The sequence below is a fragment of the Flavobacterium sp. CLA17 genome, assembly GCF_013112255.2.
Classification (GTDB): domain Bacteria; phylum Bacteroidota; class Bacteroidia; order Flavobacteriales; family Flavobacteriaceae; genus Flavobacterium; species Flavobacterium circumlabens.
The window spans coordinates 703,112-725,469 of record NZ_CP068294.1; the positions used below are offsets into that span (position 1 = coordinate 703,112).

Sequence of the window (22,358 nt, forward strand, 5' to 3'; positions counted from 1 at the left end):
TTTTGTTAAAACGTTTAAAATAAGCGAACTACAATTTTAATATGTGTTTTTTATTTAAATTTTTTATATCTTAGTAACGTATTCCCAATTCTATTATTTACTTTTTGATTTACTCTTTTTATTGGTGTCTATTTAATATTTAACCATTAAAAACACGCTATTATGAAAAAGTTATTCGAAAGGTTTTATGATTTTATTTCAGGTTTATTGTTTGGAGGGAAAAAAGTTTCTCACTATTAACCCAGAAAAATCAGGTATAGAATATAATATTCTAATTCAGGAGCAGCACATTACTATTGTTTTTCGTAATGTGCTATTTGTTTTTATTGGAGTGGGATAGTTTCTTCAAACAAAGTAATATCAATCGCATTCTTTACGTCATAATCTCCGATTTTTGTTCGGCGTAAAACGGTTAAGTGTGAACCTGATTGCATTGCTTTTCCAAAATCAAAAGCTAAAGAGCGAATGTAAGTTCCCTTGCTGCAAACTACTCTGAAATCAATTTCAGGCAATGCAATTCGCGTAATTTCAAATTCGTGAATCGTTGTTTTTCTGCTGGCAATTTCTACCGTTTCTCCAGCGCGTGCATGTTCGTACAAACGTACACCATCTTTTTTTATAGCCGAAAAAATAGGCGGTTTCTGATCGATTTCCCCTAAAAACTGTTTTACGGTTTCGTGAATTAAAGCTTCATCGATATGTTCCGTTGGAAATGTCTCGTCGATTTCAGTCTCTAAATCATAAGATGGAGTAGTCGCACCAATATAAAAAGTTCCGGTATATTCTTTAGCCTGACCCTGCAATTCCGAAATTCTTTTGGTAAATTTTCCGGTGCAGATCAATAATAATCCGGTCGCTAAAGGATCTAAAGTTCCTGCATGACCAATTTTGAACTTCTTTGGAAGTCCCGCTTTATTGATTAAAAGATACTTTAATTTGTTGACTGCTTGAAACGAACTCCATTTTAGTGGTTTGTCTATCAGTAAAACTTGTCCGTTTAAATATTCTTCAGGCGTCATTATATAATGGTAAGCGGGTGAATGAAAAAGTGAATCACTAATAAAATGATTCCTGCAAGTATGCGGTAATAACCAAAAACCTTGAATCCGTTTTTAGTCAAAAAGCCGATGAAAGTTTTTATAGCCAAAAGGGCTACAATAAAAGCAACGACATTTCCAATAATCAAAAAGTTGATTTGATCGTGAGATAATTCGAAGCCGTCTTTATAATAATCGTAACATTTTTTTACGGTTGCTCCCAACATTGTAGGAACGGCCAGAAAGAAGGAGAATTCAGCCGCAGTAGTTCTGGAAAGTTTCTGGGACATACCGCCAACGATACTGGCACCGCTTCTTGAAACTCCGGGAATCATGGCAATACATTGAAATAGTCCAATTTTAAAAGCCTGTAAATAGGTAATCTCCTGAGCAATTTCGCCTGTTTCCGGCTGGTTGAACCATTCGTCCACTTTCAATAAAATTAAACCGCCAATCAAAAGAGAAACGGCTACTGTAACTGGATTTTCTAATAATCCGTCTATAAAATCACTTAGCAATAATCCCAAAACTACTGCCGGAATAAAAGCTACTAAAAGTTTAAAGTAAAAATCCAGCGTCTGAAAGAAACGTCTGAAATATAAGACAACCACAGAAAGTATGGCGCCAAGCTGGATTACAATGGTGAAAAGCTTTGTAAAGTCGTCTTGGGCAATTCCAAAAAAAGAAGAGGCAATAATCATATGTCCAGTTGAAGAAACAGGTAAAAATTCTGTAATTCCTTCAATGATGGCAAGGATAATAGCTTGTAATGTATTCATTTATTTAGATTATTGGATTTTTAGACTTTTGGATTTTTAGATTTGTCATATTTTTTCAGAAAGAATCTAACCAATCTAAAATCTAACAATCTAAGTAGCTTATTTAGATTATTGGATTTTTAGACTTTTGGATTTTTAGATTTGTCATATTTTTTCAGAAAGAATCTAACCAATCTAAAATCTAAGTAGTCTATTTAGATTTTTTGAATATGGAATAAATCGTGATTCCAAAACCTATCAAAACAGTCGTTGGAGCCAATCGGATACGTCTGAAGCTAAAAACATCTTCGTTAAAAACATTCGGATTATCACTTCCGCCACCAGACATTAAAATAAAACCCAAAGCAATAACCGCGATTCCGATTAAAAGAATTTTATAGTTGATGCCGTCAAAAAGGAATTGTTGTTTTGGTTCTTCGTTATTGTTTTTCATTGCTAATTAAATTCTTTTATAAGGTTTGCTGTAAACTAAAAACTGTGACTATTTACTTTATTAATAAAGATCATCAGTTCTTAAATTCAGGAAACGTTGTGTTGCAAAATGCGTACTTAACCAGGTGATCAGAATTCCTAATCCTAAAACGGCCAGTAGTACCAGTGCGATTAAGATTTTGTCTTCTAAAATTCCCAATCCCGGGAAATTCGTTTCTACGTAAAGTAAAAGTGCAATTAAGGCAATTATAGCCAATCCGGATCCTAAGAGACCCAATTTTACACTTCGCATTACGAATGGTTTACGGATAAACGATTTTGTAGCACCAACCATTTGCATGGTTTTGATGATAAAACGATTGGAATGTATGGATAAACGCAGTGAACTATTAATAAGTAAAACGGCTATTATCGTTAGAAAACCACTGATAATAAGGATCCACATGCTAACTTTCTTAATATTGTCATTTACCAGATTTACCAGTTGTTTGTCGTAAACAATATCTGAAATCATGGCATTTTTACGCAGATTACTTTCAATTTGTAAAATACTGTCTCTTTCAACATAATCCGCTTTTAAGTGAATGTCGTAAGAGTTCAATAAAGGATTTTCTCCTAAAAAGGTCAGGAAATCTTCTCCAATAATATCGGTATGTTCTTTAGCTGCTTTTTCTTTAGTAACATAAACAAACGATTTTGCATAAGGAGCTCTTTTTAATTCGGTGTTGAAAGCTTTTATAACGCTGTCATTGGCTTCATTTTTAAAGAAAACCGTCATGGCGATTTTTTCTTTAAAATCATCAGCTAGTTTTTTAGAATTTATAATAAATAATCCCAGTACCCCCAAAAGGAATAATACCAGAAAAACACTTAATACAACCGAAAAATAAGAGGAAATTAACCTGCGCTTTTGAAATTTATCAAAGTTAGAACTCATAGTTTGCTTAAATTATGTGGTAAAAATAATAAAGAATTTCTTTATTTAAAGTTAATAACGAACTTTTATCTATAAATGTACAATTTGATATTGAATAGTGATAGTAATTTAACCGCAAAGTTCGCTAAGGCTTTCGAAAGGTTCGCAAAGTAAAAAGAGAATAGCCACAGATTAATGGATTTACACAGATTTTAAAAATCCATTTTAACCCTTTTAATCTGTGACTAAAAATATTGATGTAAAGTTCGCAAAGTTTTGTGCAGATAAAGCTTTGCGAACTTTGCGTTTTGAGCGTAGTACTTAAATAAAAAATCTTAGCGAGCCTTGCGGTTAAATTCTCCGACGAAGTCCTCTTTTTGTTTTTCGGAGAATCACACATTGTACACGAAAATGCAATTACTAAAATGAGAATGTAATTTTTGATTTTTATAAAATCGGGTGTTATTAAAGATTCAATACAGCTGTTTTTACTTAATTTGAATATGTATTTCGTTATTTTATTTGTTTGTCAATAAAATAGCTTTGGTACAATCTGTAATAAATGTAAATTTGCGCTGAATTCACTAAAGTGATAAACCTTAGAACCTTTGTCACTTTGCAACTTTGTACCTTTAAAAAAAATGACTTGAGGAAGCGAAAGCATGACTCCGTAAAAAATAAAAATATAAACAAGGAATGAAATACAATCCGAACGAAATAGAAGCCAAATGGCAAAAATATTGGGCAGATCATCAAACTTTTGCAGCCGAAAACAATTCTGAAAAACCAAAACACTACGTACTGGATATGTTTCCGTATCCCTCTGGTGCTGGATTACATGTTGGGCATCCGCTGGGATATATTGCTTCAGATGTTTATTCCCGTTTTAAAAGACATCAGGGTTTCAATGTTTTGCATCCAATGGGCTATGACAGTTTCGGATTGCCGGCAGAACAATATGCGATCCAGACAGGACAGCGTCCGGAAGATACTACACGCGTAAATATCGACGGTGGAACAGATAAAGAAGGAAAAGAAATTGCCGGATACAGAAAACAATTGGATAAAATTGGATTTTCATTTGACTGGAGCCGTGAAGTACGTACTTCAAATCCGGATTATTACAAACATACACAATGGATTTTTATCCAGTTATTTAATTCCTGGTACTGCAAAAAACAAGGGAAAGCCTTTGATATTGATACTTTAGTTCAGGTTTTTTCAGAAGAGGGTAATATTTTGATTGAAGCAGTCTGCGATGATAATGTTGCGATTTTTACGGCAGAAGAATGGAATTCTTATTCAGAGGATCAAAAAGAAAAAATACTATTGCAATACAGAATGACTTATCTGGCAGAAACAGAAGTAAACTGGTGTCCCGGTTTAGGAACTGTTTTGGCCAATGACGAAATCGTAAACGGCGTTTCGGAACGTGGAGGATATCCTGTAATTCGTAAAAAAATGACGCAATGGAGCATGCGTATTTCTGCTTATGCAGAACGTTTACTGCAAGGTCTTAATGATATTGACTGGAGCGAATCTATAAAAGAATCTCAAAGAAACTGGATTGGGAAATCGGTTGGAGCGCTTGTAAAGTTTCAGGTTTCAGGTTTCAAGTCTCAGAGCGCTGCGCCAAGTGATGCAGCTTCAAACGTGAAACCTGAAACAGATTTTATTGAAGTTTTTACGACCCGTCCTGATACAATTTTCGGAGTAACTTTTATGACTTTGGCGCCGGAACATGATTTAGTTGCTAAAATTACAACTCCGGAACAAAAAGCGGCAGTTGAAGCGTATATCGAAAAAACAGCAAAACGTTCAGAACGGGAACGTATGGCTGATGTAAAAACAATTTCAGGCGTATTTACCGGAGCTTATGCGGAACATCCTTTTACAAAAGAGCCAATTCCGGTCTGGATTGGCGATTACGTTTTGGCGGGTTACGGAACGGGTGCTGTAATGGCGGTTCCTTGCGGAGACGAAAGAGATTATGCTTTTGCTAATTTCTTTAAAGGACAAAACGGAATGCCGGAAATCAAAAATATCTTCGCCAATGTTGATATTTCTGAAGCGGCTTATGGTTCTAAAGATAATGTAGAAATTGCCAATTCGGATTTCTTAAACGGGCTAAACTATAAAACGGCTACTAAAGCTGTTATTCAGGAATTAGAAAAAATAGGGCAAGGAGCCGGAAAAACCAATTACCGTTTGCGTGATGCGGTATTTTCACGTCAGCGTTATTGGGGAGAACCTTTCCCTGTGTATTATGTAAACGGTCTTCCAAAAATGATCGATGCAAAACATTTACCGATTATTTTACCGGAAGTAGAAAAATATTTGCCAACCGAAGACGGTCTGCCTCCTTTAGGAAACGCAGCTGTCTGGGCATGGGACAGTGTTCAGTGTTCAGTTGTTAGTACTCAGTTGATCGACAATGTCACTATTTTTCCACTTGAATTGAATACAATGCCAGGTTGGGCGGGAAGTTCCTGGTACTGGATGCGTTATATGGATGCACATAACGAAAACGAATTTGCAAGCAAAGAAGCGTTAGCCTATTGGGAAAGCGTCGATTTATATATCGGTGGAAGCGAACACGCTACCGGACACTTATTGTATTCCCGTTTCTGGAATAAATTCTTAAAAGACAAAGGTTTTGCCCCAACCGAAGAGCCATTCAAAAAACTGATCAATCAGGGAATGATTTTAGGGACTAGTGCTTTTGTGCAAGAGGTGAAAATGGAACATTTTGATATTTCAATCAAAGGAGTTAATCAAACAGATCAAAATATTAGTATTACAGTTGATGATGCTTTTGTTTATGTTTCAAAATCTTATGACTTGAAATCCGATGTAAACCAAACTATATTATTACTTAAAAATTTTGTATTAGATAAATTTTGTTCGAATAACGAAATTAAATCATTCATCGAGGCAGATGTATATATTCCAACTTATAATGTAAGAAGCATTCACGCTGATGTTTCAATGGTCAATTCTTCTGATGAATTAGATATTGAAAAATTCAAAGCCTGGAGAGAAGATTATGCTGATGCAGATTTTATACCTGATGGAAGTGGTAAATTTATTGTAGGCCGCGAAGTCGAAAAAATGTCGAAATCAAAATACAATGTGGTAACCCCGGATGATATTTGTAACGAATATGGAGCCGATACCCTGCGTTTGTACGAAATGTTTTTAGGTCCGCTGGAGCAGGCTAAACCCTGGAATACCGCCGGAATCTCAGGAGTTTTTGGTTTCCTGAAAAAGCTGTGGCGTTTGTATGTGGATGAGAATAACGGTTTGATCGTAAACAACGACGAGCCTACAAAAGACAACTTAAAATCATTACACAAAACCATCAAAAAAGTGGCGGAAGATATTGAGAGTTTTTCTTTTAATACCTCAGTGTCCCAGTTTATGATTTGTGTAAATGAATTGTCAGCTCAAAACTGTCATTCAAAAGCGATTTTAGAACCATTGGCTATTTTAGTTTCTCCGTATGCACCGCATATTGCAGAAGAATTATGGTCACAATTAGGACATACAACTTCAATTGCGACAGTTGATTTTCCAGTTTTTGAAGCGAAACATTTAGTAGAAACCAATAAAGAATATCCGGTTTCTTTCAACGGAAAAATGCGTTTCACGATCGAATTGCCTTTGGATTTAACAGCGGCTCAAATCGAAGAGATCATTATGAAAGACGAAAGAACTTTACGTCAGCTAGATGGAAAAACACCGAATAAAGTGATTATCGTTCTCGGAAAGATTATCAATTTGGTAGGGTAACCGAATAAAATCCAATATTTAAAAATTCCAAATTCCAACTTTTGTTGGGGTTTGGGATTTTTTTTTGTTTAAAATTCTCACACTTCGATTGTCCGAACTTATTGGCTATTTGTTAAATCTATGTTTAATTGTATGCCTGAATTCAATGTATTTGAAAGGCGCACTATATATTTACGCACTTAATTGAAAAAAAAGAGTTGAGGTTTGTAACATTTTGATTCTTCCGGTATCCAAAAGGCAAATTTGATTCAGTAACCATCTAAAATTATCAAAAATGAAAAAGCATATCTTCTTAGTTTTCGCATTATTATTTTCAGCCGTAGGTTTAAATGTTGTTGCGCAAACAAAATCATATCCGTTTGAGGTTGTTAAATCGGGAAAAGGAAAACAATCTATTTTATTTATTCCGGGTTTTGCCTCTTCAGGGGAGGTTTGGAATGATACAAAAGCCAATTTCGAAAAAAGTTTTACGTGTTATACTTTAACAATGGCTGGTTTTGCCGGAGTACCTCCGCAAGCCAATGCTTCGTTTAAAAATTGGGAAGAGGCGATTGTGAGCTATATTCAGGATCATAAAATCGTAAAGCCAATTATTATCGGACATAGTATGGGTGGCGGACTGGCCCTGGCAATTGCTGCAGATTATCCGGATTTAGCAGATCGAATTGTTGTGGTAGATGCGGTTCCGTGTCTGGCTGCCCTGATGGATTCTTCTTTCAAAGCAAAAGAAAATAATGATTGTACGCCAATGGTTGCTGCAATGATGAGCCTGACCGATCAGGAGTTTTATGACAATCAAAAAAAATATCTTCCCAAGCTGACAGCAGATACTACGAATCATGAATTATTACTGGGCTGGAGCACCAAATCAGACCGAAAAACGTTTGGTGAAATGTACTGCGATTTCTCCAATACCGATTTAAGGGATAAGATCGCAACCGTAAAATGTCCGACCTTAGTTTTGCTGGAATCTTATTTTGTAAACCTTAAACCTGCCATCGAAGAGCAGTATAAAAAATTAAAACCCGCCAATCTTCAATACGCGACTAAAGGGTTGCATTTTATTATGTATGATGATAAAGATTTTTATTTTAAACATCTGAACAACTTTATAAAGGTTAAATAATGGAGTTTGAAAATATCTACAAAACCTATTGGGAGCGGATATTCAGACTTTGTATGGGTTTTGTCAATGATCGTGATCTTGCACAGGACCTGGCTCAGGAAACTTTTATTATCGTGTGGCAAAAACTGGATACTTTCAGGAACGAATCGAGTATTGGAACCTGGATCTTCAGAATTGCTTCCAACAATTGTTTAAAACAGATTGAAAAAGAAAAACGTTTTCCAAAATCCGAACTTCCGTCGCATATTGCAGAAGAACAACATTATTCATTAGAACCACAAATTCAGTTTTTGTATCAATGTATTGCTGAACTTCCGGAGATGGAACGTATTATTATTTCACTGGAACTGGAAGAAATCAAACAAGCCGAAATTGCCAAAATTGTGGGACTTTCGGAAGCAAATATCAGAGTTAAAATTCATCGAATAAAAGAAAAACTGACTCAAAAATTTAAAGAAAATGGACAATAATATTGACTTTAAGGATTTATGGAAGAAACAAATCACGGGTCAGCCCAATATTGAGGATTTACTGGAAAGAGTAAAACAGTTTAAAAAAGCAAGTCTACAATCTTTATGGAAAGCTAATATTTTGTTTACTGCAACAACTGCTTTTATGATTTTTGTCTGGTATTATTATCAGCCTCAGTTTATGTCAACTAAAATCGGAATTATTTTGGTGATTTTGGCTATGGCGATTTATATGGGCCTCTACAATAGATTGTTGAATACCTATAAAAATAGTGATGCTACACAGGCTAATCATGAATACCTACAGGAACTGATTTTTATTAGAAAAAAACAGCAATTCATGCAATCTACGGTTTTGAGCTGGTATTTTATCTTGCTTATGGTCGGAATTTGTCTGTATATGTATGAGTACGCTTCAAGGATGACGGTTTTCTATGCCCTTATTACTTATGGAGTCACTTTGTTGTGGATAGGCTTTAGTTGGTTTTATCTTCGTCCAAAACAAATTCAAAAACAGAGAAAAAAAGTAAATAGTCTTATTGAGAAGTTTGAAGAAGTTAATGGACAATTAGAGTCATGAAAAAAGGAAAGCTTTGTGTTATTTACAAAGCTTTTGTTTTGAATAACAATCTTTTAAGTTGAGGTTTTTAAGATTCGAAATGTCATTTTGGCATTTTGTTAAAGTGGTTCGGAAATTGCTGTTTGTTTTGTAACTTTAAATTCAATCAAAAAAAACTAAAGATATGGGAAGTGGATATTTAATTCTTGCCGGAGCAATCATGTTGTTCAGCTGGATGGTAAGTTCAAAACTAAAAAGTAAATTCGAATTATATTCTAAATTGCAATTAAGAAACGGAATGAGTGGTGCCGAAATTGCAGAAAAAATGCTCGCTGATAACGGAATTACGGATGTGCGTGTTATTTCGACTCCGGGACAATTAACAGATCACTATAATCCGGCAGATAAAACCGTAAATTTAAGTGAGGCAGTTTATAATCATCGTAATGCTGCTGCAGCTGCGGTCGCCGCACACGAATGTGGTCATGCCGTACAGCATTCAATAGGGTATGAATGGCTGACAATGCGTTCTAAATTAGTGCCAATTGTAAATGTAGCCTCCAGCTACATGCAGTGGATTTTATTAGCAGGAATTCTGATGATCCGTACTTTTCCGCAATTGCTGCTTATCGGGATTGTTATTTTTGCGGCAACGACTTTATTTTCGATTATTACTTTGCCGGTAGAGTATGATGCGAGTAATCGTGCGCTCGCCTGGCTGGAAAACAAACATATGCTGACACAGGAAGAACAGGCAGGGGCGAAAGATGCTCTAAAGTGGGCAGCAAGGACGTATGTGGTGGCTGCCATCGGATCGATTGCCACGTTGTTATATTATATTTCGATTTATTCAGGAAGCAGGAGGAACTAATTTTTTAATTAGATAATGAGAAAATTAGTCAATTAGATAATTTTACAGGAAGTGCGACAGTTTCCGAATACTCTAAATTAACAAACCCGACAGGTTTTAAAACCTGTCGGGTTTGTTGTTTAAATTATCAAATTATCCCATTATCCCATTATCAAATTTTAAAGCTGAATCTGCCTGTCAATCTGCTGATCCAGCGAGATGAAAGTTTCTGTTCGTGAAACACCTTCTATAGCCTGAATTTTGGTGTTTAAAAGCTGCATTAAGTGTTCGTTGTCGCGACAGATAATTTTTATCAGAACAGACCAGTTTCCTGTGGTGTAATGACATTCTAAAACCTCGGGGATTTTTTTCAGGTCTTTTACGGCTTCAGAGTTTCGGGAAGCTTTGTCCAGGTAAACACCAATGAAAGCCATGGTGTTGTATCCTAAAACTTTTGGATTAACCGTAAATTTAGAACCTGAAATAACACCTGATTGTTCAAGTTTCTTCAGACGCTGATGAATCGCGGCTCCTGAAATGCCTATTTTATTGGCAATTTGTAAAATAGGTTTTCGGGCATCATCCATTAAATAACGAAGGATTTCCTTATCGATACCGTCAATTTCGATCAGAAGAGAGTTGATTTTCATAAGAGTTGATATTTGAAACTAATTCTGGTAATTTGGTTTAGAATAGAAATCAAATTTAAGGATAAAACTTTTAATTGAATAGGAAGTTGCCTCTTTTAAATCTTTGTCAAAGTTTTAAACTTTGGCAAAGATGGAGAACTGTAAACAGAGGAATTGCTTTAAATCAAAAATTCCAAATCCCAACAGTTAAAGTTGGAATTTGGAATTTAAAATATTGTTATTTTCTAAAAGGATTATTTTCCTTTATTGGCTTCACTGATGTATTTTTCCAAAGCCATGGTCATGGAAGGAGTTTCAGGAGTTGGAGCAAGAATATCAATTCTTAATCCATAATCTAAAGCTTCTTTTTGAGTGGTGCTTCCAAAAACAGCAATTCGGGTTTCGTTTTGTTTGAAATCCGGGAAATTTTTAAACAAAGACTTTATTCCGGTTGGACTAAAAAAGGCTAAGACATCATAATAAACATCTGCCAAATCTGATAAGTCACTCATTACGGTTTTGTAAAAAATGGCCTGAGTCCAGTCTACTTTTAAATTATTTAAAGTAATAGGAGCATCTGCATTTAACTGATCAGAAGCCGGAAGCAAGAACTTTTCGTCTTTGTATTTTTTAATTAATGGAGATAAATCTGCAAAATCTTTTGCACCTACATAAATTTTACGCTTTCTGTACACTACATATTTCTGCAGGTAAAAGGCAACTGCTTCAGATTGGCAAAAATATTTCAATCCTTCAGGTACTTTATAGCGCATTTCATCCGCCACTCTGAAAAAATGATCTACTGCATTTCTGCTTGTCAAAATAATCGCAGTGTAATGATTAATATCGATTTTTTGTAATCGAATCTCTTTTGCGTTAACCCCCTCCACATGAATAAATGGTCTGAAATCAATTTTTATTTTGTGTTTTTGTTGGAGCTCAAAGTAAGGAGAATTTTCCACTTTAGGTTCAGGCTGTGACACCAAAATTGTTTTCACTTTCATATTATAAAACTTTTACTAAGCCGCCTCTTTTGTAATCCAATAATACATGAAATAATAAGGGGCTATTTCAAGAGCGCAAAGATATAAAATAAAATAAAATAACTTACTGATTATTACATTTTGATACGTTTTAATCGAAATAAAGTATGAGAATAGACTTATACATAGTGAAACACCGATGATTGCTAGCGGTACACTTTTCGGAATATTGTCATAATAAAACAAAACAGCATTAAAAGGAAGGATTAAAACGCCAATATAGGTTCTGTATGTTGCTTTTTGTAAGTTAAGAAGGTCTATAAATTCCTCAATGTTGAATGAAGTTGCAACGATTTTTTCGATTAAATATTTTGCTAGAATAAAATAAAGTAAAAATGTGGCAATCTGAATAAACAAAATCCAGTCTGTTTTTGAGGCATATCCAAAAATATGCATCGTAAGCTGAATGAAAAAGGAAAACGAAATAATTTGTACAAAAAACAAACCTACAATGAAACTGCCTTTCAGATTACTGGTGTCACGATAGATTTTAGCGTATTTATCTGAAAAAATAAGCTTGCTAAATTCGCTAAATCTAGCTTCGTATGCTGATTTAGTAACGGCAACAAGGCCAAAGGCCAACACAAATAAAAGTGTCGCCCAATCTTTGTTTTCGAAAATACGGGGATGAAGTTGTTCAATCATAACGCTGCAAAATTAGTAATTTTTTATATCAATACTTTTATTATAAATTTATTATGAATCAAATGCCATAAAAAGTTTACTTTTGCGGTGAAATTACCCAGCAAAATGAATGATTGTATTGTCATAATTCCCACTTATAACGAAATAGAAAACATAGAAAGTATAGTTAGAGCCGTACTTTCTCAACATAAACCTTTTCATCTTTTAATAATTGATGATAATTCTCCGGATCACACTGCTAATAAAGTAATTGCATTACAGGAGGAATTTCCGGAAAGATTGTTTTTAGAAATAAGAGCTAAAAAATCCGGTTTGGGAACAGCTTATGTTCATGGTTTTAAATGGGCTTTAGAACGAAAATACGATTTCATTTTTGAGATGGATGCCGATTTTTCCCATAATCCAAATGATCTTGAAAAATTGTTCGATGCCTGTCACTTCGGAGGTGCCGATTTAGCAATCGGATCGCGTTATGTAACCGGCGTAAATGTTGTAAATTGGCCATTAAGCCGCGTTCTGATGTCTTATTTTGCTTCGGTTTACGTAAAATTCATTACCGGAATGAAAATTCATGATGCCACCGCAGGTTTCGTCTGTTATAAAAGAGAAGTCCTGGAGAAGATCAACCTCAATAAAATTAAATTTGTTGGCTATGCTTTTCAAATCGAAATGAAATACAGAACGTATTGCGGTAAATTTGAAATCTCCGAGGTTCCGATTATTTTTACTGACCGTACAAAAGGAGTTTCGAAAATGAGTAATGCTATTATTAAAGAAGCGATTCTGGGCGTAATATCACTTCGATTGAAAAAATTATTCAATACCTTATAAAAAAGCTACCGTCATGAATAGAATTTTAATAAAGAACGCTAAAATTGTAAACGAAGGATCAATTTTTGAAGGCGATGTATTGATTGAAAATGACTTAATTGTTGAAATTTCAGATAGTATCAGCTTAAAAACATCCGATTGTAAGGTTATTGATGCCGAAGGGAATTACTTGATCCCGGGTGCTATTGATGATCAGGTGCATTTCAGAGAGCCGGGATTAATGCATAAAGGAGATATTGAATCAGAATCCAGAGCAGCTGTTGCCGGGGGAATCACTTCTTTTATTGAGCAGCCTAATACGGTGCCTAATGCTGTTACCCAGGAAATTTTAGAAGATAAATACCAAATTGCAGCCGTAAAATCATTTGCGAATTATTCGTTTATGATGGGGGCAACCAATGATAATTTAGAAGAAGTTTTAAAAACGAATCCCAGGAATGTTGCCGGAATCAAAATCTTTTTAGGTTCTTCAACCGGAAATATGCTGGTGGATAACGAAGCGACTTTAGAAAAAATATTTTCAAGTACACCTATGTTAATTGCGGTGCATTGCGAAGACGAAACGACTATCCGTAATAATCTTGCTTTGTTTAAAGAGCAATATGGTGATGATGTTCCTGTAACGGCACATCATTTAATCAGAAGTACGGAAGCGTGCTATATTTCATCTTCCAAAGCAGTGGCACTGGCTAAAAAAACAGGTGCCCGTCTGCATATTTTTCATCTTTCTACTGCGAAAGAAATGGAGTTGTTTACGAATAAAATTCCATTAGAAGATAAAAAGATTACCGCTGAGGTTTGTGTGCATCACCTTTGGTTTACCGATGAAGATTACAAAACGAAAGGAAATTTCATAAAATGGAACCCGGCCGTAAAAACAGCAAGCGACAGAAAAGCGCTTTGGGATGCTTTGAATGATGGCCGTATTGATGTAATTGCTACAGATCACGCGCCGCATACCAAAGAAGAAAAGAAACAATCTTACCTAAATGCTCCTTCTGGCGGGCCATTGGTTCAGCATGCTGTTGTAGCCATGTTTGAAGCGCATCATCAGGGCAAAATTTCAATTGAAAAAATCGTGGAGAAAATGTGCCATAATCCGGCTAAGATTTTCAAAATCGAAAAGAGAGGTTTTATAAAAGAAGGTTATTTTGCTGATTTGGTTATCGTAAATCCAAGTCTACCTTGGAGTGTTAATCCGGATAATATTTTATCAAAATGCGGGTGGTCTCCATTTGAAGGTTTTGCTTTCAGATCCAGAATCACGCATACTTTTGTAAATGGAGAATTGGTTTACAACAACTTTAAGGTAAAAGATATTCGTAACGGAAAGAGATTATTGTTCGATAGATAAAAAAAAGCACAGATGAAGAATTTTGTATGTATAGTATTGGTTTTGTTTCTTTCTGTAAGTTGTAAAAAAGAGTTGGTAAAACAGCCCAAACGACTTATTGAGAAAGGAAAGATGATTGATATCATGTATGATTTGTCTCTTCTGGATGCTATTAAATATCAAAATCCGTTATCATTAGATTCAAGTGATACAAGTCAAAAGAGATTTATTTTGCAGAAATACAAAGTCGACAGTCTGCAGTTTGCACAAAGCAATATTTATTATGCTGCTGATTACGAAGGTTATAAAGATATGTTTGATGAAATTGCCAAACGATTGGAGAAAAACCAAAGAGCGGCAGATTCATTATCTAAAATCGATGAGAAAAAAGCAGCCAAAGCTAAAAAAGAAAAGGAAAAAATCTCAGGGCAAGCTCCTAAAGCAGATAGAACAAAATTGGTGAAGGTCAATGTTGATTCGATCAGAAGGACAATGCAAATGAAAAAGGCAATTCAAAAGTAATAGCTTATAATTTTGAAACGTCTCTTACATACTGATGTACATCTAAAAAAACCGTTCCCAGAGCGGTTTTTATTTTTTGGTTAGAATACAAACTTTTAGAATAAGAAGCTTTTGCAGTGGCTTTGGTAATTCTTCTTTTCTGAAAGAACAAAGTCGAAAATATTCCATCGGCTATCCAGGCAAAATTCAATAAAAAAGGCCTGGCATGAATGCCTGGTCTTTTTACTTTCAGGGTATCGGCGATTGTATTGAGGATATCGCGGAATACTATATTTTCTGCAATCAGTGTAAAACGTTCATTTTTTATATCACTTTTCATTAATTCAAAAGCAATTTTTACGACGTCATTTACGCTGATGAATCCGGTACTTCCCAATGTGTAGAAGGGAAGCCCATTAGCTACTTTTACGTAAAATTCAGCACTGCCCTGTTCGCAGGTTTTCGTTTTTGGAATAGGGCCTAAAATTACTCCCGGATTTATTATAATGACATTTAAGCCTTCCTGCAGTCCTCTCCAGACTTCCATTTCCGCACCATATTTAGAAATGGCATAATCACTGTGTGGTTTTTCAGGATTCCATTCGGTTTCTTCTGTTATAATGGTTTCGTGGGGAGTCAAATCTCCTAAAGCAGCAATCGAACTCACAAAACAGAATTTTTTTACTTGCTTTGCGATAGAAAAGTTAACCAGATTAGCTGTTCCTTCAATGTTGGTTTTTCTTAATTTATCTTCGTCCTTTGGATCAAGAGAAATAAAGGCAGCACAATGATAAACATAGTCAATTCCGGAAAAAGCAATTTCTAAAGACGGAACATCAAGGATATCCGCTTCCAGCCATTCGATTTTTTCAAATAAATCTTCCTTTTTATGCAATTCGAAAACAAATCTGGTTTTCTGAATGTTGTTTAGTTTTCTGTAAATCGCCCTGACAGTTTCTCCATTTTCAATTAAATGAAGTAATAAATGCGAGCCGACCAAACCTGTTCCTCCTGTAACTAATACCATTTTGTAAAGATAGTATTTTTGATAAATCAATTGGTAATGGAATTTTTATCATTGCAGATTTACCCGCCATATAAAAAGAAAGCAACGAAAATAAATGGTTAATTTACTTACGTTGCTTAAAGTTAAACTGGTTGATCTTTTACTAAAAGATAGTATAGCCAAAAATAAAATCTATTGAACTGTATTTTGCAGAATGATAGACATAGTTGACCAATTCTTTTTTTGTATTCAATCTCATCTCAGCTGAGAACTTATTTTTGAAATTATAACCTAATCCAAACGCCAGGTTTTTCCCCGGATTACTATCAAATTTCACGGTACTGTTGTCGGTCTTATTGGTGTAAACTAAATCAGTCTTACTGCTTACGTCTAATGAATAGGCAGCATTAATGAATATTTTTGAGTTTTGGTTTAAAAACATATAATGTCTTATTCCTATTGGTAGTTGTACGGAAGTATGATTTATTTTTACGTGATAAGGACTTTGTGGATTTGATATAAAACCACTGTAAACACTGTAATCTTTTTCATCCTCATATTTTTGATAAGAAGGATTGATGAAAACACTCCATTTGTTTTTGTTGTAAGGAAGTATGTATTCTACTTCTGCACCAATTTTGAAGATTATTTTTTTATCGAGATCAACAGTAAATTGAGACGCAGCAGTATTCTTCATTGAAGTGGAAACGATGCTTACCCCTGGTGTTATTTTGATAAAAAACTGGCTTTTTGCTCTTTTTGTATTATTTTCTTCACCTGAAACAGGAGTGATGTTGTTGTACTTAGAAAAATAATCAGTTAGATCGTCTTTTTTGTATTTAAGCTTAAGAATGTCTTTTTCGGTGGTGCCTGAAGATTTAACATTTGTGAAGAGCTGTTGTTTGTATTCGTTGTTTTCACTTATTCTTTCTGCTCCTTCGTTTTTATCTGCCTGAATAAATTTGACATAAATTAGTTGTTCTGTCGGAACTGTTTTTGTTGAATAAAAATATCTGTTCGTATTGCCTTCTGTATAGCTGTACAAAGTGGCATCACCTGATACGAGTACTTTTAAGAAGATGGTTTCTTCTCTCCAGTCCGGATTTCGATTCATCGTTATTTTTTTCAAATCATTGCTTGAACGGTCTATTTTTATCTTAAATCTTTTATACGTACTTTCATTGTCAATTCCGAATTCTTGTATTGTTGCAATGCTTTCTGTTGCAGGTTCTGAGTCTGTAAGTTCTGTCTTGTGTTTAAAATTTGTCGGATTATCTTTCCAGTCTAAATTTTTGATGTAGCATTCTGTTCTTTTTCCGTCATTTGAAATAAAATATCCTTTTTCAAATGATATTTGTGCGTTGGAAATAGTGTAATAAAAGAATAAAGTAAGAAGTAAAATTTTTTTCATAAAAAGCGTTTGTTTTTTCGCCAAAAGTAATTAACGAAACACAATAACCTATTGCTTCTTTAAAATATTTTTTGCATTTTGGAATAAATTTTTATTGTACTGTTTTAAAGGTCTGTATGTTGAATTTTAAGTGCCAGATTTAGTAAATTTATTTATGGATTTCCCGTTCATTCCTGAAATATAGCTGAAACACAAAATCTTCGAGGCATATAAATTTATATGATACCACTACTGTGGAATTAATTATATTTGCACAAATTATTTAAAAAAATGAAAAATCTAGTTGAAGAATTAAAATGGCGCGGGTTATATCACGACAGTATGCCTGGAACGGAAGAACAATTACTGAAAGAAGTAACAACAGCGTATATTGGTTTTGATCCAACGGCAGATTCACTTCATATTGGAAGCATGGTTCAGATTATTTTACTCGTTCATTTAAAAAACTTTGGTCACCAGCCGATCGCTTTGGTTGGAGGTGCAACCGGAATGATTGGTGATCCGTCTGGTAAATCAGATGAAAGAAATTTATTAAACGAAGAAACCCTCGCTGAAAATGTAGCCGGAATAAAAAGTGTTTTGTCTCGTTTTCTGGACTTTAATTCGACTGATAAAAATGCTCCGGTAATGGTGAATAACTACGATTGGATGAAAGAATTTTCGTTTATTGATTTTGCGCGCGAAGTTGGAAAACGTATTACCGTGAATTACATGATGGCGAAAGATTCGGTAAAAAAGAGACTGAGCGGAGAAGGAGAAGGAATGTCCTTTACGGAATTTACTTATCAGTTAATTCAGGGATACGATTTTTATCATTTATATAAAAACAACAATTGTATTTTGCAAATGGGAGGTTCTGATCAATGGGGAAACATCACCACCGGTACAGAATTAGTCCGCAGAATGGGAGGGGAAAACTCAAAAGCTTTTGCGTTGACCACGCCTTTGATTACAAAAGCAGACGGCTCTAAATTCGGGAAATCTGAAGGAGGAAACGTTTGGCTGGATGCTGATAAAACTTCAGTTTATAAATTTTACCAGTTTTGGGTAAATGCTACAGATGTTGATGCTGAAAAATATATAAAGATTTTTACTTTCTTAGAAAAGGAAGAAATCGACACTTTGATTGAAGAGCATAAAGCCGCTCCTCATTTGAGAGTTTTACAAAGGAAATTGGCGGAAGAGATTACAATTTTCGTTCACAGTAAAGAAGAATTGGAAAAAGCGATTCAGGCATCAAATATCCTGTTTGGAAACTCAACGGCAGACGATTTGAAACAATTGGATGAAGCAACTTTCTTAGAAGTTTTTGACGGAGTTCCACAAGCTGAAATTGCAAAAGCAGATTTAGAAAACGGATTGGATATCATCACGGTTTTAAACGAAAAAACGGGTTTCTTTAAATCAAACGGGGAAGCAAGACGTGCGTTGACGGCCAATTCAATTTCGGTAAACAGAGAGAAAATCAAAGAAGATTTTGTGCTGACGGCAAATGATTTGATCAACAATCAGTTTGTGTTATTGCAAAGCGGAAAGAAAAATTATTTTGTGATTAGAGTGGTTTAATTGGAATTTTAAAGGACGATTAAAAATTGACACGACCATTTAGGTTACAGCCGCGAATATCAGAATTATCAAAACGTCCCAATGCTTCGAAAGAGCGTTGGGATTTTTTTTTGATTAGAACTGAGTAAGTTTTTTATTTACTAAGTTTATCCCCTAAAACTAAAACAAATGATTGGAATATTATTTCTTTATTGGATTTGGAAGGCATTCAGCAATCTGGCTATTGAATACAATAAAAACAAATGGAAATATTTTTTTATTGGATTAGGTTCGTATTTTGGTGCTAATTTTTTGGCGGCACTACTTTATGTTTTCGGGCTTGCAATTGTTTATGGAATCGAGTCATTAGATGATGATAGTAATTATAATTCAAGTTTGGATTTTATTTGTGCAATAGTGGGAGGATTTGGATGCTATGGTATTTATAAATATCTGGAAAAGAAGAATAAAAAAGAAAAAGAGCTTTTTAATCAAGATGAAATAGAAAGTATTGGTATTGCAGTTGATGAAAATTAAAAACAATTCTTTTTTTGGAAGTTTTTAGGTTAACCAATGAAACAAATCAACGATTAAACTTTTACAAAACCATCAAGTTGCACCCACGAATATCTGAATTATCAAAACGTCCCAGTACTTCGAAAGAATTGTTGGGATTTTTTTTACCTAAGTCCTGTGTAGCGATAAAAGAACACGAATTGATATTGGCTAAATCAATAACGTTGATTCCGCCGGTTTTTCCATCTTTTACGTAAGTGAGGGCATCTTCAGGATCACGGACCAGGATAGTCATCCAGGAAGGACATTCAAAAACACCTTCTCCTAAAGAATACGCCTGTCCTAAAAGCTCTGTCATTCCGTATTCGGAGTGAATGGCCTGAACCCCGAATCCTTTGCAAAGCTGTTCGTGAAGTTCTTCCCGAATCATTTCTTTACGTTTGCCTTTCATTCCTCCGGTTTCCATAATAATGGTATACTGAAGTTGAAACTGATGTTTTTCGATTAAGTCCAATAAGGCATAAGTAACGCCAATCAGAATTGTATTCTGGCCTTCCTGATCTAATTCAGTAAGTTTTTGGATAAGTTCTTCGTGGTTGTGTAAATAAAACCCGCTTTGAGGCTGATTGGATAGTTTTATCAGGTCTTCGACCATGTATATTAATGAAGAGCCTTCTCGTTCGAGATAAGACGGCAAAAGGGCTAAAACAACGTAATCTTCAATATTGCCGTAAAATTCAGAGAATCCTTTTCGGTAGCTTTCTTCATATAAAGAAACATCCGTTACTAAATGTTTACTGGTTATCATGCCTGTAGTTCCGCTGCTGGTAAAAGTAACATGGGCAGGATCTGTATTGGAAACCACATTATGGCTTTTAAAAAACTGAATAGGCAGAAAAGGAATTTGCTGTATTGATTTTACCTGTTGTGGATTTACTTTTAAGAAATCACAAAAATCACGATATACCTTATTGTTTTCATGCTGAAAACGAAACACTTTTAGTGCTGTTTTTTCAAATTGTTTCTGACCTGAAATGGTAAATATATCGTTGGCTGTAATCAAAACTTTTTTGAGCAAAGATAACTATAATTGTAAAAAGTTTGCAGTTTTCAGTCGCAGTTTTCAGTGCTGCTTTAGCGGTTAGAGTTTTCAGTGCTGATTCGCATTTCACTGAAAACTGCGACTGAAAACTGAAAACATAAAAAAAAGCCCCAATGTTACTTGGAGCTTTTTGATGTTTTATCGAATAATAAGCTTTCGGGTTGCGGTAGCATTATCTTCGCTAATTTTTATGATGTAAACGCCGGGAGCTAAATCAGCGACATTTAATTCTTTTGAAGTCAGATGGATCTGAATCACTTTTTTTCCTAAGAGATCAAACACAATAATTTCTTTCTCTAAATCGTTCTTAGATGATATATATACTTTACCATTTAAAACCGGATTAGGATAAAGGCTAAGTCCCTCTATAGTATTTCCATCCTGAGGTCTTGACGTTTGTTTGCCGTCTTGTGCTGAGGCACTTACGGTAAAGAAAAAAGCCAGTAAGATTATAATATAAAAGTAGTTTTTCACCATCGCATTTTTTTAGATAAGTAAATGTACAAAAAAAAATGCAAAAATTACACCAAAAAAAAACATCCTAAAATTTTAGGATGTTTTTAACATTTTATGTGTGAGGTGATTATAAATCAACTCCTTTAATTACTTAGTCCAGTTAGCCCAAGTAGGTAATGCAGCACCAGAACCAGCACCAGTTGCAGTTCCTACTGTTCCTGATAATTTAGGACCATCTACATTTGTAATTTGAGCTCCAAAAGAGTAGTTTGTAATAGTAAAGAAACCATCTGTGATGTTTTTAGCAGCAGCAGTATCAGTAGAAGATATTTTAATAAGTGCAGTTGGCATATCATCAGCAACATAAAAATTTGTATATGCTTGTTTTCCACCACCGTCTTTAAAGTTGATTGTTTTTTCGTCAGCTAAGAAAGTAGCTCCACCTTTAACAATTGAGAAGTTAACTAATTTAGCAGTTGTTACAGGAGTAGCTTCGCCTGGGTTTTTTTCGTTGTTAGATCCTTCAATTGCAGCTTTTGATACTCCTTTGATGTATACATTAGTTGCAGTACCTTGCCATCCGTCAGCAAAATCTAATGAATCATCATAAGAATTTTCAATTATTAGATTAGAAGCGTTTACTGCTCCACCAAAAAATTCAATACCATCATCACCACTTTCAAAAGTATAGATATCAGATACTACTGTTCCTGAACCTACTCCAAAGAAAGAAACTCCATTGTATTCTTTAGTAGCAGAGAATTTAGAACCAGTATAAGAAATTCTTAAGAAGTTAATGTTTCCAGAAGAATCAGCATTGTCATTACCACCGTAGCTTAAAGCACCTACTTCAGATGTACCATTATCACCAGTGTTAACTTTACCATTACCAGCGATAATTAATCCACCCCAGCTTCCTTCAGTTGGAACTGCCTTTGCAGATGTCATAACTACTGGTTTTGCAGCTGTACCGTTAATATTAATTTTAGCATTTCTTTCTACAGCAATGAATAGAGAAGTAGCATCTGCTGTTGCAGAAGCTTTAATAGTTGTTCCGGCTGGAATAACTAGAGTTGCTCCACCTTTAACAACTAAACCACCTGTTAAGGTGTAAGTTTTAGTTGGGTCTAAAGTTACAGTTCCATTAGTAATGTCTCCTTTTAAATCATCAACTTTTACCACAAAAGTACTTTTGTTATCGTCAACGTTGTTGTTGTTATCATCAGAACTACAGCTAGATACAGTAAGTCCTAATATTGCAGCCATTGCAAAAAATGTTTTTTTCATTTTGTTGTGTTTTATGTTTTATTTTATTTATTGCAAAGTAAGGTCATGTATGTTCCTACTGAGTTAAGTCGATATTAATAATGTATTAAGTA

22 protein-coding genes are annotated in these 22,358 nt (G+C 34.7%); 10 read left to right on the forward strand and 12 right to left on the reverse strand.

The features are described from left to right. Positions 1 to 323: 323 nt before the first annotated feature. From truB to HAV12_RS02940, 4 genes are all read right to left on the reverse strand, one after another. Complete coding sequence (gene truB, locus HAV12_RS02925; protein ID WP_171568392.1) at positions 324 to 1,019, reverse strand: tRNA pseudouridine(55) synthase TruB; 696 nt, start codon at positions 1,017 to 1,019, stop codon at positions 324 to 326. Beyond that, positions 1,019 to 1,816 carry an undecaprenyl-diphosphate phosphatase gene (locus HAV12_RS02930; protein WP_171568393.1) on the reverse strand — a complete coding sequence of 266 codons (798 nt, stop codon included), beginning with the start codon at positions 1,814 to 1,816 and terminating at the stop codon, positions 1,019 to 1,021. Before HAV12_RS02930 ends, truB begins: the two co-directional genes overlap by 1 nt. Positions 1,817 to 2,006: 190 nt before the next feature. After that, positions 2,007 to 2,249 (reverse strand): DUF3098 domain-containing protein, encoded by a 243-nt coding sequence (locus HAV12_RS02935; protein ID WP_171568394.1) that lies wholly within the window; start codon positions 2,247 to 2,249, stop codon positions 2,007 to 2,009. A 60-nt stretch (positions 2,250 to 2,309) separates the two neighbouring features. Next, positions 2,310 to 3,185, reverse strand: coding sequence for an ABC transporter permease (locus tag HAV12_RS02940; protein WP_171568395.1), 876 nt, complete (start codon positions 3,183 to 3,185; stop codon positions 2,310 to 2,312). Positions 3,186 to 3,860: 675 nt separating this feature from the next. Between HAV12_RS02940 and HAV12_RS02945 the strand changes: the two genes are divergently transcribed. From HAV12_RS02945 to HAV12_RS02965, 5 genes are all read left to right on the forward strand, one after another. After that, positions 3,861 to 6,956: a leucine--tRNA ligase gene (locus HAV12_RS02945; RefSeq protein WP_171568396.1), complete on the forward strand. Its 3,096-nt coding sequence runs from the start codon at positions 3,861 to 3,863 to the stop codon at positions 6,954 to 6,956. Between the two features lie 274 nt (positions 6,957 to 7,230). After that, on the forward strand, positions 7,231 to 8,082 hold the full coding sequence (locus tag HAV12_RS02950; protein ID WP_171568397.1) for an alpha/beta fold hydrolase: 852 nt from the start codon (positions 7,231 to 7,233) through the stop codon (positions 8,080 to 8,082). Beyond that, positions 8,082 to 8,552, forward strand: coding sequence for an RNA polymerase sigma factor (locus HAV12_RS02955; protein WP_171568398.1), 471 nt, complete (start codon positions 8,082 to 8,084; stop codon positions 8,550 to 8,552). Before HAV12_RS02950 ends, HAV12_RS02955 begins: the two co-directional genes overlap by 1 nt. After that, positions 8,542 to 9,132, forward strand: coding sequence for a hypothetical protein (locus HAV12_RS02960; RefSeq protein ID WP_171568399.1), 591 nt, complete (start codon positions 8,542 to 8,544; stop codon positions 9,130 to 9,132). Before HAV12_RS02955 ends, HAV12_RS02960 begins: the two co-directional genes overlap by 11 nt. 163 nt (positions 9,133 to 9,295) lie before the next feature. Then, positions 9,296 to 9,982, forward strand: coding sequence for a zinc metallopeptidase (locus tag HAV12_RS02965; RefSeq protein ID WP_171568400.1), 687 nt, complete (start codon positions 9,296 to 9,298; stop codon positions 9,980 to 9,982). Between the two features lie 158 nt (positions 9,983 to 10,140). On the opposite strand, the gene HAV12_RS02970 is transcribed toward HAV12_RS02965, so the two are convergent. From HAV12_RS02970 to HAV12_RS02980, 3 genes are all read right to left on the reverse strand, one after another. After that, positions 10,141 to 10,611, reverse strand: coding sequence for an Lrp/AsnC family transcriptional regulator (locus HAV12_RS02970; protein ID WP_007811264.1), 471 nt, complete (start codon positions 10,609 to 10,611; stop codon positions 10,141 to 10,143). A 233-nt stretch (positions 10,612 to 10,844) separates the two neighbouring features. Further along, positions 10,845 to 11,594 carry a uroporphyrinogen-III synthase gene (locus HAV12_RS02975; RefSeq protein ID WP_132037353.1) on the reverse strand — a complete coding sequence of 250 codons (750 nt, stop codon included), beginning with the start codon at positions 11,592 to 11,594 and terminating at the stop codon, positions 10,845 to 10,847. Positions 11,595 to 11,609: 15 nt separating this feature from the next. Further along, positions 11,610 to 12,278 carry a DUF4271 domain-containing protein gene (locus HAV12_RS02980; protein WP_132037354.1) on the reverse strand — a complete coding sequence of 223 codons (669 nt, stop codon included), beginning with the start codon at positions 12,276 to 12,278 and terminating at the stop codon, positions 11,610 to 11,612. Positions 12,279 to 12,383: 105 nt separating this feature from the next. Between HAV12_RS02980 and HAV12_RS02985 the strand changes: the two genes are divergently transcribed. Genes HAV12_RS02985 through HAV12_RS02995 form a run of 3 tightly spaced genes read left to right on the forward strand, consistent with a single transcriptional unit; the run spans position 12,384 to position 14,964 of the window. Next, positions 12,384 to 13,109, forward strand: coding sequence for a polyprenol monophosphomannose synthase (locus HAV12_RS02985; RefSeq protein WP_171568401.1), 726 nt, complete (start codon positions 12,384 to 12,386; stop codon positions 13,107 to 13,109). 13 nt (positions 13,110 to 13,122) lie between these two features. Further along, complete coding sequence (locus HAV12_RS02990) at positions 13,123 to 14,463, forward strand: dihydroorotase (protein ID WP_171568402.1); 1,341 nt, start codon at positions 13,123 to 13,125, stop codon at positions 14,461 to 14,463. A gap of 12 nt (positions 14,464 to 14,475) precedes the next feature. Beyond that, positions 14,476 to 14,964, forward strand: coding sequence for a DUF4296 domain-containing protein (locus HAV12_RS02995; protein WP_171568403.1), 489 nt, complete (start codon positions 14,476 to 14,478; stop codon positions 14,962 to 14,964). Between the two features lie 4 nt (positions 14,965 to 14,968). Here HAV12_RS02995 and HAV12_RS03000 read toward each other — a convergent pair whose 3' ends face one another. Continuing rightward, the gene (locus HAV12_RS03000; protein WP_171568404.1) at positions 14,969 to 15,970 is read right to left on the reverse strand and encodes an NAD-dependent epimerase/dehydratase family protein; all 1,002 of its coding nucleotides are present in this window, start codon (positions 15,968 to 15,970) and stop codon (positions 14,969 to 14,971) included. A gap of 142 nt (positions 15,971 to 16,112) precedes the next feature. Continuing rightward, positions 16,113 to 17,360, reverse strand: a complete 1,248-nt coding sequence (locus HAV12_RS03005) for a tRNA modification GTPase (RefSeq protein ID WP_171568405.1) — start codon at positions 17,358 to 17,360, stop codon at positions 16,113 to 16,115. Between the two features lie 270 nt (positions 17,361 to 17,630). Between HAV12_RS03005 and tyrS the strand changes: the two genes are divergently transcribed. Both tyrS and HAV12_RS03015 read left to right on the forward strand, forming a co-directional pair. Next, a complete protein-coding gene (tyrS, locus tag HAV12_RS03010) occupies positions 17,631 to 18,926 on the forward strand; it encodes a tyrosine--tRNA ligase (protein WP_171568406.1) in 1,296 nt (431 codons plus the stop codon). Positions 18,927 to 19,094: 168 nt separating this feature from the next. Continuing rightward, positions 19,095 to 19,442 (forward strand): hypothetical protein, encoded by a 348-nt coding sequence (locus HAV12_RS03015; RefSeq protein WP_171568407.1) that lies wholly within the window; start codon positions 19,095 to 19,097, stop codon positions 19,440 to 19,442. A 61-nt stretch (positions 19,443 to 19,503) separates the two neighbouring features. Here the strand turns inward: HAV12_RS03015 and HAV12_RS03020 are convergent, their stop codons facing one another. From HAV12_RS03020 to HAV12_RS03030, 3 genes are all read right to left on the reverse strand, one after another. Beyond that, positions 19,504 to 20,484 (reverse strand): acyl transferase, encoded by a 981-nt coding sequence (locus HAV12_RS03020; protein WP_171571622.1) that lies wholly within the window; start codon positions 20,482 to 20,484, stop codon positions 19,504 to 19,506. A gap of 177 nt (positions 20,485 to 20,661) precedes the next feature. Then, on the reverse strand, positions 20,662 to 21,000 hold the full coding sequence (locus tag HAV12_RS03025) for a T9SS type A sorting domain-containing protein (protein ID WP_171568408.1): 339 nt from the start codon (positions 20,998 to 21,000) through the stop codon (positions 20,662 to 20,664). 126 nt (positions 21,001 to 21,126) lie between these two features. Next, the gene (locus HAV12_RS03030) at positions 21,127 to 22,266 is read right to left on the reverse strand and encodes a hypothetical protein (protein WP_171568409.1); all 1,140 of its coding nucleotides are present in this window, start codon (positions 22,264 to 22,266) and stop codon (positions 21,127 to 21,129) included. Positions 22,267 to 22,358 lie beyond the last annotated feature (92 nt).